At 44.2% G+C, this 13,309-nt stretch carries 15 protein-coding genes and 1 pseudogene; 5 read left to right on the forward strand and 11 right to left on the reverse strand.

The genetic code is table 11. The features are described 5' to 3' along the window. The 3 genes from ACFPXP_RS00005 to ACFPXP_RS00015 all read left to right on the forward strand — a co-directional run. Positions 1 to 876, forward strand: an 876-nt coding sequence (locus ACFPXP_RS00005) for a manganese catalase family protein (RefSeq protein ID WP_379891216.1), incomplete at its 5' end; no start/stop codon positions are given. Positions 877 to 1,029: 153 nt separating this feature from the next. Beyond that, positions 1,030 to 1,458: a cell wall hydrolase gene (locus ACFPXP_RS00010; RefSeq protein WP_005832064.1), complete on the forward strand. Its 429-nt coding sequence runs from the start codon at positions 1,030 to 1,032 to the stop codon at positions 1,456 to 1,458. A 554-nt stretch (positions 1,459 to 2,012) separates the two neighbouring features. Continuing rightward, positions 2,013 to 2,246 (forward strand): hypothetical protein, encoded by a 234-nt coding sequence (locus ACFPXP_RS00015; protein WP_143767919.1) that lies wholly within the window; start codon positions 2,013 to 2,015, stop codon positions 2,244 to 2,246. A gap of 174 nt (positions 2,247 to 2,420) precedes the next feature. On the opposite strand, the gene spoVAE is transcribed toward ACFPXP_RS00015, so the two are convergent. From spoVAE to rpsF, 9 genes and pseudogenes are all read right to left on the reverse strand, one after another. Then, positions 2,421 to 2,771 (reverse strand): stage V sporulation protein AE, encoded by a 351-nt coding sequence (gene spoVAE, locus ACFPXP_RS00020; RefSeq protein WP_005832063.1) that lies wholly within the window; start codon positions 2,769 to 2,771, stop codon positions 2,421 to 2,423. Then, positions 2,768 to 2,869 (reverse strand): annotated as a pseudogene (locus tag ACFPXP_RS00025) (hypothetical protein); the annotation flags it as partial. The gene spoVAE and the pseudogene ACFPXP_RS00025, both read right to left, overlap by 4 nt. A gap of 52 nt (positions 2,870 to 2,921) precedes the next feature. Beyond that, positions 2,922 to 3,368, reverse strand: coding sequence for a hypothetical protein (locus tag ACFPXP_RS00030; RefSeq protein ID WP_379891219.1), 447 nt, complete (start codon positions 3,366 to 3,368; stop codon positions 2,922 to 2,924). Next, entirely contained in the window at positions 3,365 to 4,996 is a 1,632-nt protein-coding gene (locus tag ACFPXP_RS00035; protein ID WP_379891221.1) for a tyrosine-type recombinase/integrase, read from the reverse strand. The genes ACFPXP_RS00030 and ACFPXP_RS00035 overlap by 4 nt, the downstream gene beginning before the upstream one ends. Then, positions 4,974 to 6,386 (reverse strand): tyrosine-type recombinase/integrase, encoded by a 1,413-nt coding sequence (locus tag ACFPXP_RS00040; RefSeq protein WP_379891223.1) that lies wholly within the window; start codon positions 6,384 to 6,386, stop codon positions 4,974 to 4,976. The genes ACFPXP_RS00035 and ACFPXP_RS00040 overlap by 23 nt, the downstream gene beginning before the upstream one ends. Next, positions 6,383 to 7,531 (reverse strand): tyrosine-type recombinase/integrase, encoded by a 1,149-nt coding sequence (locus ACFPXP_RS00045; protein WP_379891225.1) that lies wholly within the window; start codon positions 7,529 to 7,531, stop codon positions 6,383 to 6,385. The genes ACFPXP_RS00040 and ACFPXP_RS00045 overlap by 4 nt, the downstream gene beginning before the upstream one ends. 214 nt (positions 7,532 to 7,745) lie before the next feature. Beyond that, complete coding sequence (gene rpsR / locus ACFPXP_RS00050; RefSeq protein ID WP_023559051.1) at positions 7,746 to 8,030, reverse strand: 30S ribosomal protein S18; 285 nt, start codon at positions 8,028 to 8,030, stop codon at positions 7,746 to 7,748. A 297-nt stretch (positions 8,031 to 8,327) separates the two neighbouring features. Beyond that, positions 8,328 to 8,786, reverse strand: coding sequence for a single-stranded DNA-binding protein (gene ssb / locus ACFPXP_RS00055; protein ID WP_379891228.1), 459 nt, complete (start codon positions 8,784 to 8,786; stop codon positions 8,328 to 8,330). A 32-nt stretch (positions 8,787 to 8,818) separates the two neighbouring features. After that, the gene (rpsF, locus tag ACFPXP_RS00060) at positions 8,819 to 9,109 is read right to left on the reverse strand and encodes a 30S ribosomal protein S6 (protein WP_379891230.1); all 291 of its coding nucleotides are present in this window, start codon (positions 9,107 to 9,109) and stop codon (positions 8,819 to 8,821) included. Between the two features lie 235 nt (positions 9,110 to 9,344). Here rpsF and ACFPXP_RS00065 point away from each other — a divergent pair, with 235 nt between their 5' ends. Beyond that, on the forward strand, positions 9,345 to 9,539 hold the full coding sequence (locus ACFPXP_RS00065; RefSeq protein ID WP_379891232.1) for a YjzC family protein: 195 nt from the start codon (positions 9,345 to 9,347) through the stop codon (positions 9,537 to 9,539). An 85-nt stretch (positions 9,540 to 9,624) separates the two neighbouring features. After that, on the forward strand, positions 9,625 to 10,236 hold the full coding sequence (locus ACFPXP_RS00070; RefSeq protein ID WP_379891234.1) for a DUF4352 domain-containing protein: 612 nt from the start codon (positions 9,625 to 9,627) through the stop codon (positions 10,234 to 10,236). A 53-nt stretch (positions 10,237 to 10,289) separates the two neighbouring features. Here ACFPXP_RS00070 and ACFPXP_RS00075 read toward each other — a convergent pair whose 3' ends face one another. Together ACFPXP_RS00075 and ACFPXP_RS00080 are read right to left on the reverse strand one after the other, a co-directional pair. Next, positions 10,290 to 11,885, reverse strand: coding sequence for a response regulator (locus tag ACFPXP_RS00075; RefSeq protein ID WP_379891236.1), 1,596 nt, complete (start codon positions 11,883 to 11,885; stop codon positions 10,290 to 10,292). After that, positions 11,851 to 13,251 (reverse strand): ABC transporter substrate-binding protein, encoded by a 1,401-nt coding sequence (locus ACFPXP_RS00080; RefSeq protein ID WP_379891238.1) that lies wholly within the window; start codon positions 13,249 to 13,251, stop codon positions 11,851 to 11,853. Before ACFPXP_RS00080 ends, ACFPXP_RS00075 begins: the two co-directional genes overlap by 35 nt. Positions 13,252 to 13,309: the final 58 nt, after the last annotated feature.

Here is a 13,309-nt window from a genome sequence, read left to right on the forward strand (position 1 = left end):
TTGCCCATTGCATTGCCTGTTCCCAAACATCCGGACGCCAACGCCGCGGCGGCTGTGCAGGAACTATTAGGCGGCCGTTTCGGGGAGATGTCTACGTTGAATAATTATTTGGTCCAATCTTCGAATTTTCGCAGCAAAAAAAAGCTGAAGCCCTTTTATGAACTTGTGGCCAGCATTACGGCGGAGGAGGTTGGCCATGTGGAATTGGTGATGAATTCCATTAATTTATGCCTGTCCGGTTCCACATTTCCGGCAGATCCGGATGCGGCTCCTCTGCGCAACGGGCTTGACAAACGCAATACCTACCATTTTATTGCAACGGCTCAAACCTCGTTGCCCGGCGATTCGATGGGCAAAGCATGGAACGGTGATTATGTCTTTAACAGTGGCAATCTGGTACTTGATCTGCTGCATAACTTTTTTCTCGAATGCGGCGCCCGCACCCATAAGATGCGCGTGTACGAGATGACAGATCATCCTGTCGCCCGCGAAATGACGGGTTACTTGCTGGTCCGCGGGGGAGTTCATGTGCTTGCTTACGCGAAGGCGCTCGAAATCATGACCGGAGTCGACGTCAAAAAAATGCTCCCTATTCCCAATCTAGAGAATCGGGCATTTGATGCGACCCGCAAATACGAAGAACAGGGAATTCATCGAAAGTTATATACGTTTAGCGATTCAGACTATGAAGATATCGCTCAAATCTGGAAAGGATCCCACCCTTCCGACGGAGAGCGATTGGAAGTCGTCAGAGGAGTTCCCCAAGGAGGGGAAGTGCCCGATCTTGAAGAAGTGCCGGAAGAATTTGCCCCTGGCATCTCGAATGAGGATTTTATGCAGATTGCCCAACGGCTGCAAAAGCTCGCCGGATTGTAAGGTGTTGCGTTCCTATACGGGTAAGGGTTGCTGCTTATATGGCATGTATACGAAACCTTTATTTATGTTTATTTCTATTAGCCGTGCGCGACTCCCAGCGTGCGGCTAAATAGAACAATGGGAATATATTGAATACTAAAATGAGGTGATACAATGGCCGTTGTCAAAGCCAGGGCAAGTGATATAGATCTGTTGGCAAGATTGCTTCGAGCCGAAGCGGAAGGGGAAGGCGAACAAGGAATGCTGCTCGTCGGGGCTGTAGGAATTAATCGGATTCGGGCAAACTGCTCCGATTTTAAAGGCATTCGTACGATTCCGCAAATGGTATTTCAGCCGCATGCGTTTGAAGCAACCATACACGGTTACTTTTATCAAAAGGCAAGGGACAAAGATAGACGCCTTGCACGAAAGTCAATTAACGGTGAGCGACCATGGCCTGCTAAATTCGCTTTGTGGTATTTCAAACCCCCCGCAAATTGCCCTTCGACATGGTACAATCAGCCTTTTGTCGGAAGATACAAAAGCCACTGCTTTTACGAACCGACAGGTGTAGAATGCGAAAATATTTACAATACTTTTTAAACATATAAGACGCAGGCCTAATCCGGTCAGCGTCTTATATGTATTAAGCGCAAATCTCTGCATAACCGTTTGGAGTAATACTTTGCAGGTATGGGGATCTTCCAGTTTTGGTTCGTGTATGCCAATGCCAGTACCAACCGGCCAATCAGTTCTTTATTGACCAGCCAACACAACTCATTGTACTTCTCCAAGGCATTGAGGAAATTACTGAGTTGATGGAGCAGGGAGAATCGGCGTCTTTTTGAACATTTACACGAATCCGATGATGTCCCAAAGTTGATCCTTCGGTAGGCGTAAAATCCGATTTTGGTATCTTGATTTCTTACCGTATACCAGAGGAGTGTTTTGAGGAATGGAAGAGGGTGTCCAAAGGCAGGCCAGCCGATATGTCCGGCATCACCTACGAGAAGTTTCTGATCCGATCGGAAGATCTTCTTCGCTTACATTCCACAGTTCGGCCATTTCCTTGATATGCTTTGGACCAAAAGGGTAAGATCGATGGTTCACCAACCGAAGCGCCGACCGTCTACTGACTCCGATGATGTATAAAGGATATGAATATCGGAATAATATCAGTTACATATTCTGAAAATGGCAAATGGAAAGGAGAAAATATGGAAAAAAGCGAACTTAAATCACAATTTAAACACCGAATCAAAACGGCAAGTAATAAATCTCCAATAGTATTGGATGGCAAGGCAAGTAAAAAAGTTCCAACCGAGCCGAGTTTGATGGAGAGAACCAAAGAAGCGATGGAGAATATAGGAACCGAAATAAATAGCGTCTGACAGTATATGGCTTTTATAGCTTGGTCAACGTAACCTTTGAGATTATCGATGGGGACATTCCATACAGATTGGAACAAGTAAATGTTTCTCATAATCAAAACCGGCCGGTTAGGGATCGCCCTGACCGGCCGTTACAGTGTATTTTAGCCAACGAAATTCGGATTGAGCCCCGTATTATCCTTTGGGTTTTACAAACAATGCAGCGAGAAACGAAAAAATAATCGCTGCGGATATTCCGGCACTGGTCACTTCGAAAATTCCGGTGATGATCCCAATCCAGCCATTGCTCTTTAGTTCTTGAAGCGCACCATGGACAAGCGCGTTACCAAAGCTTGTAATCGGGACCGATGCTCCTGCCCCGGCAAATTCAATCAGCGGATCATACCATCCAATTCCGTCGACAATCGCGCCCAATACAACAAGCAGGGTCATGGTGTGGGCCGGTGTAAGTTTCAAGACATCAAAACAAAATTGTCCGAAAACACAGATTGCACCTCCCACCAAAAAAGCCCAAAGAAAAATCATAATATCTCCCTCCCTGCCTCTATGGATACGGCATGAGCGATACAAGGAATGCTTTCCCCTTGTTGAAATGAAATCGGGGATAGCNTTCTATTGGCCGCGCGCGACTCCCAGCGTGCGGCTCGTCACATGGTGGCGGTCAAGCACAAGCCTTTATTGGAATGGTTTCAATTGTCTCTCCCTTAGTTCTTGAATTTTATTTTCTAAATATTCGATACGAGATTTTAGTTGTGCTTTCTCTATGACATGTTTTCTGCATATTTCCAGAAGTTTCTCGTTCTTTTCCTTCTCATTCTGAAGCGCCTGCTTAACTTTTTCATACCGATTCTCAAGCAATCTTTTACTGCTTGGTCTGGTTGACGTTTCGATTGCAGTAGCTGCAATTTCTTCTGCCCCTTTTTCAATTTCCATCTGCAGCAAAATGGCTTGATCACAGCGTTCCTTAAGATCAGGACGATTATAGATCGTCTTTCGCTCAATGCCAGCTTTTTTAGCAATCGCTGATATGGACAGTTTTTTCTTTCCTTTTCGAAGATTGGTTATCGCTTGTTCGATACGCTCCAGCGTAACGAGTTTATTTTCTTTAGAAGGGTCACTCATGCCATTCCCTCCCATTCGCTTGGTGTGATATTATAATCTGAATGATTATCAATTCCGGAATAATTCACCTGGGTTTCCAACTCATCAATAATTCCTACGAGGTATTTTTCAATTGTCTTTAACTTGTTCTCATAAGGACCTCCAGCAGGTGCAGATGCCAATTCGCCACGAATTTTTTTCAACCGGCCTTTATGAACTTCAAGAAAGTCCGGAGTAGTCAAAAAATTGCGGCATCCTAAACATACCCCGTCGCCTTCACAAGGTTCATTTCGCATTGGATGGTGAAGACAAAGTCCATGTGACAAAATTTGAATCTTATGCGCTTTACGCAATTTATCAACTTGTTCGATGGTCTTTCCTTTGAATGGGTTTTTTACTTTAAGTTTTTCTTTTATTTGAAGAGCCTGCTTACCAACAAGAACTGCGCCTTCATTGAATACTTTCGCGAACTTGTTCCTTACATCCTCTTGAAGCAGGTGTGTATAGTGCTGTGTACCTCTAATGGACTTGTGATTTAACAATTCCCGTATGGTTTCCAGAGAGGCCCCGCCTTTTAAAGCATACGTAGCGCAAGCGTGGCGGAATGTATGAGATGAAAAATCAGCAATATCTCCATTTTTATATCGGAGATTGTGTTTTTGAAGCCAGGGTCTTAAAAAATTCTTTGACCAATTTGCATGGGAAACTATACCCACGGGATATCCTTTGACATTACGTATTCGATTAAGAAATAAATACGGTAAGCCCGATTCTTTTCTTAACGGAGCCGTGTATTTTTCTACTTTCGTAATGGCTTGTACGACAAGGGCATTCGCTGGTTTATACACCCTCGTAGGTTCGGCTTGCAATTTACCGGTGTTATACACCAATTTAGTTTCTCCGCCAATTGGCTCAATGGAGGCATTATACATCGTAATGATTTCGCTAATGCGAAGTCCAAGCTGCAATCCAACTACTACGCTAGCTGCAACAAGTATATTTTCGTCCATATCTAAATCACTTACTGCTTTACGCAATATCTGATCGATCAACTGTTCGTCCGAAATTTTATCAATGTTTACTTGCTCTGCTTGCTTGGCATCCTTCTTTAACGCTTTGTTATTAATAATGAGCTCATTGTACATACCCTGAACAAATCGAACATCTTTTGGAACATCCCAGCCTTTAATATTTCCCTTTAATAAGATTTCTTTTAACGCCAATGCACTTTTCTTGATTGAAACAGAACTTATTAACTGACCGCTTGTCTCGCTTTTCGCTTCAGGCAAATACGTAAAATACATCTCCAATAAAATCTGATCAATTTCTGAAAACGACTCCACTTCCGGCGCATATTCTTTTATAAATTTAGAAAATCGAACAACACCGTCTAAATTTCGTTTGGCAGTTGAAAACTTGCCCGTGGTTAACTCATGGTGCATAAACCATTTTATTACTTCTAGCATTTTGGGCTTATCAACAACAAATTCAAAATCAATCATAAGCCTCTTGCCAGACAAATGCTCTACATTAATAAATCCGTTAAAATCCCATACATTGTCTGAGAATTTACTATTACCGCAACGGAAATCTGATTGGGGGGTCAAGGGATCGTAATCAAATAATTTAAGTTTTATTCTCTCGACCACTCTGCATCGCCTCCAAACGCTCTATAATCGTTTCTAAGGCGTATTCAACAGTCTCAAGATGATGTGTCGTCCCGATATACTCCTGAGCCATATATGCCTCTCTGTTGGCTCTGAGACGATCCAAATGGTCTTTATGAATTGGTAAGTGTTCGGGAGTCGTGATAAACTTAGGACAGATCACGCACATATTAAATTTAGAGCATATCTTGCCCTCATTATTTATCGGCTTCTGACAAGCCCCATCAGGCAATGAAGCAGACAATAGCGTTTCCGTGTCGAGATTCTTTCCTTGACCAAGTTCCTTATCACTGATTTCCTTGACTATCATGCCGATAAATCCAAGCTTTTTATATTCGCTTTCAACTTTTGGATTTTGGACTTTTGCATATAAGCTTGTGGAGTGCAATGATTCGTGACCTAGATATTCTTGAATTTCAAACATGCTCATGCCCTTATTTAGCATGTCCGTTCCAAGCGTATGCCTAAATGCGTGAAAGGTTAATGGGTATAATTCGCCATTGTTATCTCTGATATCATGCTTTTTGACAAACCGATAAAGTTTATCTCGAAATATTTTTTGGAGCAGTCTGGCGTACCGTATATTCCGTTTTTGCCAGTAAAGACAAATGTAGTTTGTTGCAAGTTCTTTCCTGGCCACTTCTGAGTATTGTTCAAGTAGTTGAACTGCCCGTTTGACTCGATTTGATACGGGGATATATCTGTCAGCCTTATTTTTCGGAGAGAAAACATACAATACGGGTTTTCCTGTAAAATCTTCAGTTATACAACCCTCGGTTAGGTCCAAAACCTCTGAAAGCCTTATTCCCGAATCGATGCCGATCTCCACAATAGACTTCAAGAGGATGTTATTCTCCTTTTTTAAAGCTATTTCAATCTGTTCCATTACATTATCGGGTATATACCTTGTCCTTAAAACATCATCTTGCTTCAGTGCTTGGTACTCATCTCCATCAAAAACCTGTCCCTCCGGAAAACCATCATACTCAAAAAACTGCCCATGTTCTACTACCCATTTTAGTGCAGACATAGCAACCGATCTTGTAGAGTTTGCTAAATGAATCTGTTGTAAATAATAAATATACATTTGAGTGATTTGGTGCGATAAATCGGCATAATCCATAATTTTCAAGTTGTATTCTTTCAGGAATTCAAAGAACCGTTTCAATGAATAATTATATCGATACAGTGTTTCGACGCTCGGCTTCCCTAGACTCATGCATTCAATTGTTATTTGCTTATGTATTTTCTTGAACCATTTATTTGGCAAATATGAAAATTCAAAAGATAATTTATCACCATAACTCGATTGATACGGAACCTCCCATCTATCAGTTTTTGTATCAACTGTTGAAATATACGCTCTACTCAATTCAACTCCGCGCTCCTTCTCTGACGCATGAAGCTTTCATATGCCGTTGTTTTCGCTTCAAGCGACAAATGTTGATACTTACTCGTAGACTTAACATCATTATGACCTAACCTATCTTGGACATAACGCATATCAAATCCCGATTCGGTGAGTTCGGTTCCATGGGTGTGCCTAAGCATGTGAGGAGTGCATTTAATACCCACTTGTTCAGATAGCTTATTAAAGAGCTTTGTTATCGTATCGCGGATCATATATTGGCCAGGGCTGGTTTCATGATTCACAAATATCGTAAGATGTTTTCCATCATCAGGGCGATGATACAAGATATAATCCTCTATGGCAAAGACAATATCTCTGCTGACGGGTATTTCCCTTTCTAGTGATTTGATGTTGTGGTCTTTATGGTATAGTGAATCATGCTCTTTTACCTTTATAACCCCAACTTTTGTTTGAATCTCATAATCACCTATACGAAGACCTAATGCCTCACTAATCCGGCAACCCGTTTCATAAAGAAATCTGAACAATAACCGATTTCGGGCATTCAAGCTCTCATCTGACTGTAACATCTCAAGTCCTTGATAGAGCTTTTCAACCTGTTCCCGAGTCAAACGCTTACCCTTAACTGATTTTTTCTCTTTAACTCGGAAGAAATTAAAACCCATATCTTTACGACTAACTTTCTGAACTAGGAAATGTCTGTTTTTTGAATCATCTTTATAAGTTAATGGGTTCTCCGTCACAAAGCCCCCAATCACTTCATAATATCGATAAAATGAGGCTATTGTTGCCATATACTTATTCTTTGTCTTTGCAGATTTTTCTTTGTCCGTCTTTCCGACTTTCGTTTTCAAATACTCAAGCCAAGAAAACATATCCGCTTTCCTAACCTCGTAAAATTTAAGCCCCACTTCGTTTAACCAAGTGAAATATTCCTTTAAGTCTCTACTATAACCTTCGATTGTGTTCTCAGAGTGCCCCTTCTCTTCTAAATAGTGAAGAAACAATGTTATTTCCTCGACAATGTTGTAGTCCTCATCCACAACTACTACATTTCGTTTTCCGGCCTCATTGAGAGTTTTTTCAATTTTCAGATTACCCATATTCATCACCACCAAGATCAATACTATATGATGTTCAGCCAATGTTTTCCCACTTTAACCGAACTTGAGTGTATATATCATCCATCATCTATTATTATGGAGCTAATTGTCAATTATCATAGTTGAGTTCCGGACTAAACTCAAGAAACAAAAGGAACGATTCGCATATGCAATGCTCTTCCGCCGCGGGTACAATGAACTCTTTTGTGCTGCCATAGAAAAAGGTGTGTTGCCATAAGGCCAACACACCTTTTTCCTAGATATTATCCGTTGTGTACGGAAGCAACGCTACCGCCCTAGCACGTTTAATTGCAACTGTTAAAGCACGTTGATATTTTGCGCTTGTTCCAGTCACACGGCGAGGAAGAATCTTCCCCCGTTCACTAATGAACTTTTTAAGAACTTCCGTATTTTTGTAATCAATATGAGTAATTTTATTGACTGTAAAGTAGCAAACTTTTCTACGTTTACCTTTGCCACCTCTACGTGGAGCAAACTTTCTTTCGCCACGTTCTTCGTCATTTCTTTGTGCAAATGCCATTGTTATACTCTCGTTCCTTTCATTATGCATATTGGTCAAACGTAATAAGCTTTCTCTGGCTATCCCCAACTTCTCACTACGGGGCTGTACCCACATCTTGAAATAAGGATGGTCATCATCACTAGACTACATTGACTGTCATAACATATTACACATTTTACTCAACATCGTGCGATCTTAATAAACCGTGGATGCTGGTCGTAAATGAAGATTACCATTACACAGTTAAAATGCTTTAAAACCCCTTGATTTTACTGAGGTCTTAAAGCATTTTCTTGCTCTCAGATGTTACGCTCTCTAAAACGGAAGATCATCGTCCGATATATCAATCGGTCTTCCGTCATCGGAAAACGGATCGTCATTGTTTCCAGCGCGTTGACCTTCGGAACGGGAATAACCATCGCCTTGACCGCCATAGCTACCGCCGCCTTCGCTGCGATTCGATTCAAGGAAACGAACGTTGTCAGCGACAACTTCCGTCACATATACGCGTCGACCTTCGTTGTTGTCGTAGCTGCGAACTTGAATTCGTCCTTCCACCGCTGTCAGTCTGCCTTTACGCAAGTAATTGGCACACGTCTCAGCCAGCTGTCTCCAAGTGACGATCGGGATGAAATCCGCTTCACGCTGCCCTTGTTGACTGGTGAAATTGCGATCTACAGCCAGCGTAAACTGAGTTACAGCGACACCGGAAGGTGTATAACGAAGCTCAGGATCCCGAGTCAATCTTCCGATTAAAATTACGCGGTTTAACAATGAAATCCCCTCCAGCGATAGTTTCCGGCCATTTACGCTACAACATCACTTACGATCAAGTGACGAATCACTTGGTCTGTGATACGCAGTACGCGATCCAATTCCGCTACGACTTCTTTAGGAGCAGTAAAGTTCACAAGAACATATACTCCATCGCGGAATTTATTGATCTCATACGCCAAACGACGTTTACCCATCACGTCTTGCTTTTGGATTTCGCCGCCATTCGCTTCAATGATGCCTTTGAACTTCTCAACCGTCGCATCGATCACTTCTTGTTCGATATCCGTACGAATGATGTACATCATTTCATATTTGCGCATTCGATTCACCTCCTTTTGGACTAAACGGCCCCACGCTTCAGACGGTAGATTCTTGTCCTCCATCTGAATTTGGAGCAAGGAGCGAGGAAAATATTTTTACTCGCATCTATACACTATACCAAATATACCTCGCCTAGGCAAACTATTTTTCATAGCTATACATGTTTTTCAGATGTCCTGATCAAACTAACGATAGATGTGGCTTCAATATCTAGGAAAAGGAGGCTATAGTGCGATGGGTGAAAGAACAGAATTCGAGCCTGGGGACAAGGCACCGAACAACGGCACGTACATCGAGATCGGGGAAACAGCTTTTCATATGGGCATCGAGAACCCGAAGAAAGTAACACTGTCCAAAGGGGACAAGTTTCCTGAAACGACGAACAAAGACCGCAAATGGAAGCTGAAGAAAAGAGAAAACGAGGCATAGCTTAAGCGAGGCGCTGCTGCCGTGCTGCATAGCAGCGTCTTTGCATCGGCTCCAACTCTACCCTACCGGCATTGGAGGTATAACCATGAGAAAGCTGACAAGCGTATTGGCGGCAATAGTCATCATTGCAGGGTTGTTTGGAGCCTGCGGAGGTCAAGACGTTGAAGAAAACAATCCGAGTCCAGAGGTTGAAGAACGAATAGAAGATACCGACGGTGCAGATCAAGAACAGAATACAGATCAAAATGAAGAAAGTCCGGGCAATGGCAATCAAAATGCAGAAGATCAAGCGGGCGAAGAAGGCGCTGGGAATGCACAGGTGGGCGATACGTTAAATGTAGATGGGGCCAAAATTACGATCACAGGTATCGAAAAGTTCACCGGCACAATCAATGAATTTTCTCCCCTTGAACAAGACCATGCCGTCAAAATCGATGTGATTGTGGAAAATACGAATGAAGAGCAGTTCTTCGTAGATGCTTTAGAATTCAAGCTGTACGATGCCGATGGATTTGAAGTGCAGCATGCACTGCCTTCCGACGAGATGGAGCTGTCCGGTGAAATTCCTGCCGGCAAGAAAATTCAGGGCTCTCTCTTTTTCGATGTTCCTGCTCAAGAGGGGACATGGGAGCTGCATTACGAATCGCTGGGTTCTTTTGGCGGGGATCCTGCGATCTGGGACATGCCCGCAACGTAACCGCGCATCAAGGGGCGATCACTGCCCCTTTCATTCATTATCCTCTGATCTAATCACTCGCCGCTTGACGCAGCCGTTTCTCGATATTCCGTTGGCGTCATGCCGATCATTCGCTTAAATACCTGTGTAAAATATTTGGAATCCTGGTAGCCTACGAGCGGCGCGGTTTGATATACCTTCACATCGGAATGGGCTAAAATATAGCACGCCTTGTTCATTCGATATCCCGTCAAATATTCGAGAAAGGTCTGTCCCGTCTCCTTCTTAAACCACGTGCAGAAATGGCTGCAGCTTAAGCCTGCCACCTCGGCTGCCTCATCCACGCTTAAATCTTGATTATAATGATCCTCAATATATTTCTTCACTTTATCGATCAGCTGACCGTTATCGTACCGCGACTGCCTTTGCTTCAACCCTTGAATCGACGTCAACAGCGAAGAGGAAACGAAAGAAAGCATTTCATCCAGCGTCTCCGATTCATATATGCCGGTTATCAGCGTGTCTACCGGCTCCTGAAATGAATACAGATGTTCTAACTCCCGGTAAAGCACGACAATCAACTGAATCATACAGCTTTGAATTTGCTCCTTGTCATAGCTCGCTGCATGCCAGCGAGACTTCAGTTCATCCATGATTTGGTAAATCCGCTGCTCATCCAGGGTCTTCGCGCTTTGAATCAGTTTCCCTTCCAAATCTAGCGGGTAAACGCTGCCAAGAACCTGCTGTCCCCGCGGCTGAAACAAGTATACGCCTTCGTGCCCTTGATAAAACCGCTCCATGAGTGCGTCCTGTGCGCTTTGATAGCATTCACCCAGCTTCTCCATGCCTTGACACACCGTGCTGACCCCGACAGAGCAAGAGAGCTTGGTGTGTCTTTTGACGATGGAAACGATCTCTTCCCCCCGCTCCCGCTTCCGCACATCAGGCTCATCGGCAAACACGAGCAGCCACTCCCCGCTGTGAAAGGGGAACACCGATCTGGCTCCGCTCGTTTCGCCATACTCTTGCAAGATGTTCCTTACCGCGAACAGCCACAGCCTTCTCTCCTCCTGCCGCCATTTACGGGCTAAGGATGGATATTGATCCAGCTGCACCAGCAGTACATAATACGCTTCGTTCAGCTGATCCTGCTCCAGCCAATACATCTGGTTAAACGGTTGTTGATTGCCTTCAATCAGCTGCAAATACAGCCTTTCTCTCGCTACCGCCGACAGTGTGCCAAGGGAATGCTTAAGCCGCTCCTGCAGCTCCAGCTCCTCATAATGCCGATGCAGCTTTTCCCCTGCCTTCCGAACGGTTTCCAGCAGCTCCTCATGATCAATCGGCTTCAGCACATAATCGAACGCCCCCATTCGGAGCGCCTCTCTCGCATACTCGAACTCGCCATAGCCGCTGATGACAATAAACAAGGTGTTCGGATGCTCCTTTCGAACCCGTTCCATCAACATCAGCCCATCCACAATCGGCATGCGAATATCGGTCAAGATGATGTCCGGCCGCGTCTCCTGTATGAGACGGTATGCTTCTTCTCCGTCTTTCGCTTCCGCAACGACCTCCATCTGAAGCGCCTCCCATGGAATGGCTTTCTTTAGGCTTTGGATAATGATGTACTCATCATCTGCCAACAGCACGCGGAATGTTCTGTTCATGGAATTGACCTCCCGTCACCTGTACGTTATAGGAGAAATCTCCTCTGCGCCTCCAATATTCCTCATATCCTTTTTGCAATTCGCTTAATACAGCCAATGCGCTCCAACGATTGCCGAGCAGCTGGGAAATGGAATCTAGAAACACTTCTTTCAATTCCGGCTGCAACATATTGTCATAAGGAACGAATGTGCCGGAGCTCGATTCAATCAATTGCACCACTTGAGGGAATACAGGTCCCGTTTGGTTCGCATCAATCTCCATCTCCATAGACGGAAGCCGAAGCCCTTCATACACGAACCTCTTCTGAACGTCTGCCGTATAAATTCGAGACAACAGTTCTAGAGCTGCCTCCTTCTCTTCTCCCTGCAAATCAGCGGAGAGACCGATGCCGAACGTATATCCACCAGCAAGCTTCCCTGCAGCACCTTCTTTCGCGTCCTCCGCAGAAGGAAACGGAATCACGCCTACGTCATAAGCAAAAGAACGCGGTGCCATCTCATTTTGAAACAGCGTAATATCCCAGTTGCCATTCAAGTACATCGCGGCCTCGCCGTTTGTAAACAGTCTAATGGCAGCATTCCCGTCCATCGTATTCGTTTCATCCGGAAAAGCCCCCATTCGGGCCCACTGTTCCAATTGCTGCATGGCAAGCTCATAGGGCGGCGTAATGAACGTTCCTTGTCCGCTGATAATATCATTCATAGGTTCATCTCCAGCAAACCGCTGCAGCACATAGTGTGCGTATACCCCTGCCTGCCAGCGATCCTCGTTACCCAGTGCAAAAGGAATGTATCCGTTCTCCTTCAAAACAGCAATGGCCTCCGTTAGCTGGGAGATGGTTTCCGGCGGGGCTATACCCAGCTGATCGAATATTCGCTTATTGTAAAACAGCGGTTCGGCATTCCCCTCCAGAGGCAATCCGTAAATATGTCCATCAAATGTCCAAAGCTGTAGATCTTTAAATTTCTCCTGCAGCCCATTCTCTTGTACGAATTCAGTCAAATCAAGCAGTCTCCCCGCATGCACATACGGTTCGATTTCCGTTCCGCCGAACAGTGCGAAAAGATCCGGGGGATTGCCTGTGACCATCTCGCTTTTTAATTTTTGTTCTCGATGAATCGTCTGATCCAGTCCTTCGAAGTCAATATTCACATGGGGATAATCCGCTTCGAACCTCTCAACCACATCCTCAATAATGGTTTCGATCGGCTGGTCGTGCTCTTGTATCCAAAAATGGCGAAACGTTAATGTCATTTTACGCTCTGCGGCAGGGCCTCCCTCGTCTCCCTGGCTGTATTGATACAGGATGACCAATATGCATATGGCGTAGATGGTCATCATGATTCGTTTTAAAGGAAGCTTCAACACGGATTCCCTCCTACCCTAAGCTATGCAATAATAGACTGCTTCTCCTGCCAAGGCG

Origin of the sequence: Marinicrinis lubricantis (assembly GCF_042658665.1) — a bacterium.
Taxonomy (GTDB): Bacteria; Bacillota; Bacilli; order Paenibacillales; family KCTC-33676; genus Marinicrinis; species Marinicrinis lubricantis.

What these genes read in the sequence shown, in the direction of transcription:
- ACFPXP_RS00075 (WP_379891236.1), bottom strand. Translation starts at nt 11,885, where the DNA reads ATGAACAGAACATTCCGCGTGCTGTTGGCAGATGATGAGTACATCATT.
- ACFPXP_RS00065 (WP_379891232.1), top strand. Translation starts at nt 9,345, where the DNA reads ATGGGTGAAAGAACAGAATTCGAGCCTGGGGACAAGGCACCGAACAAC.
- ACFPXP_RS00010 (WP_005832064.1), top strand. Translation starts at nt 1,030, where the DNA reads ATGGCCGTTGTCAAAGCCAGGGCAAGTGATATAGATCTGTTGGCAAGA.
- ACFPXP_RS00070 (WP_379891234.1), top strand. Translation starts at nt 9,625, where the DNA reads ATGAGAAAGCTGACAAGCGTATTGGCGGCAATAGTCATCATTGCAGGG.
- ACFPXP_RS00015 (WP_143767919.1), top strand. Translation starts at nt 2,013, where the DNA reads ATGAATATCGGAATAATATCAGTTACATATTCTGAAAATGGCAAATGG.
- ACFPXP_RS00030 (WP_379891219.1), bottom strand. Translation starts at nt 3,368, where the DNA reads ATGAGTGACCCTTCTAAAGAAAATAAACTCGTTACGCTGGAGCGTATC.
- rpsF (WP_379891230.1), bottom strand. Translation starts at nt 9,109, where the DNA reads ATGCGCAAATATGAAATGATGTACATCATTCGTACGGATATCGAACAA.
- rpsR (WP_023559051.1), bottom strand. Translation starts at nt 8,030, where the DNA reads ATGGCATTTGCACAAAGAAATGACGAAGAACGTGGCGAAAGAAAGTTT.
- spoVAE (WP_005832063.1), bottom strand. Translation starts at nt 2,771, where the DNA reads ATGATTTTTCTTTGGGCTTTTTTGGTGGGAGGTGCAATCTGTGTTTTC.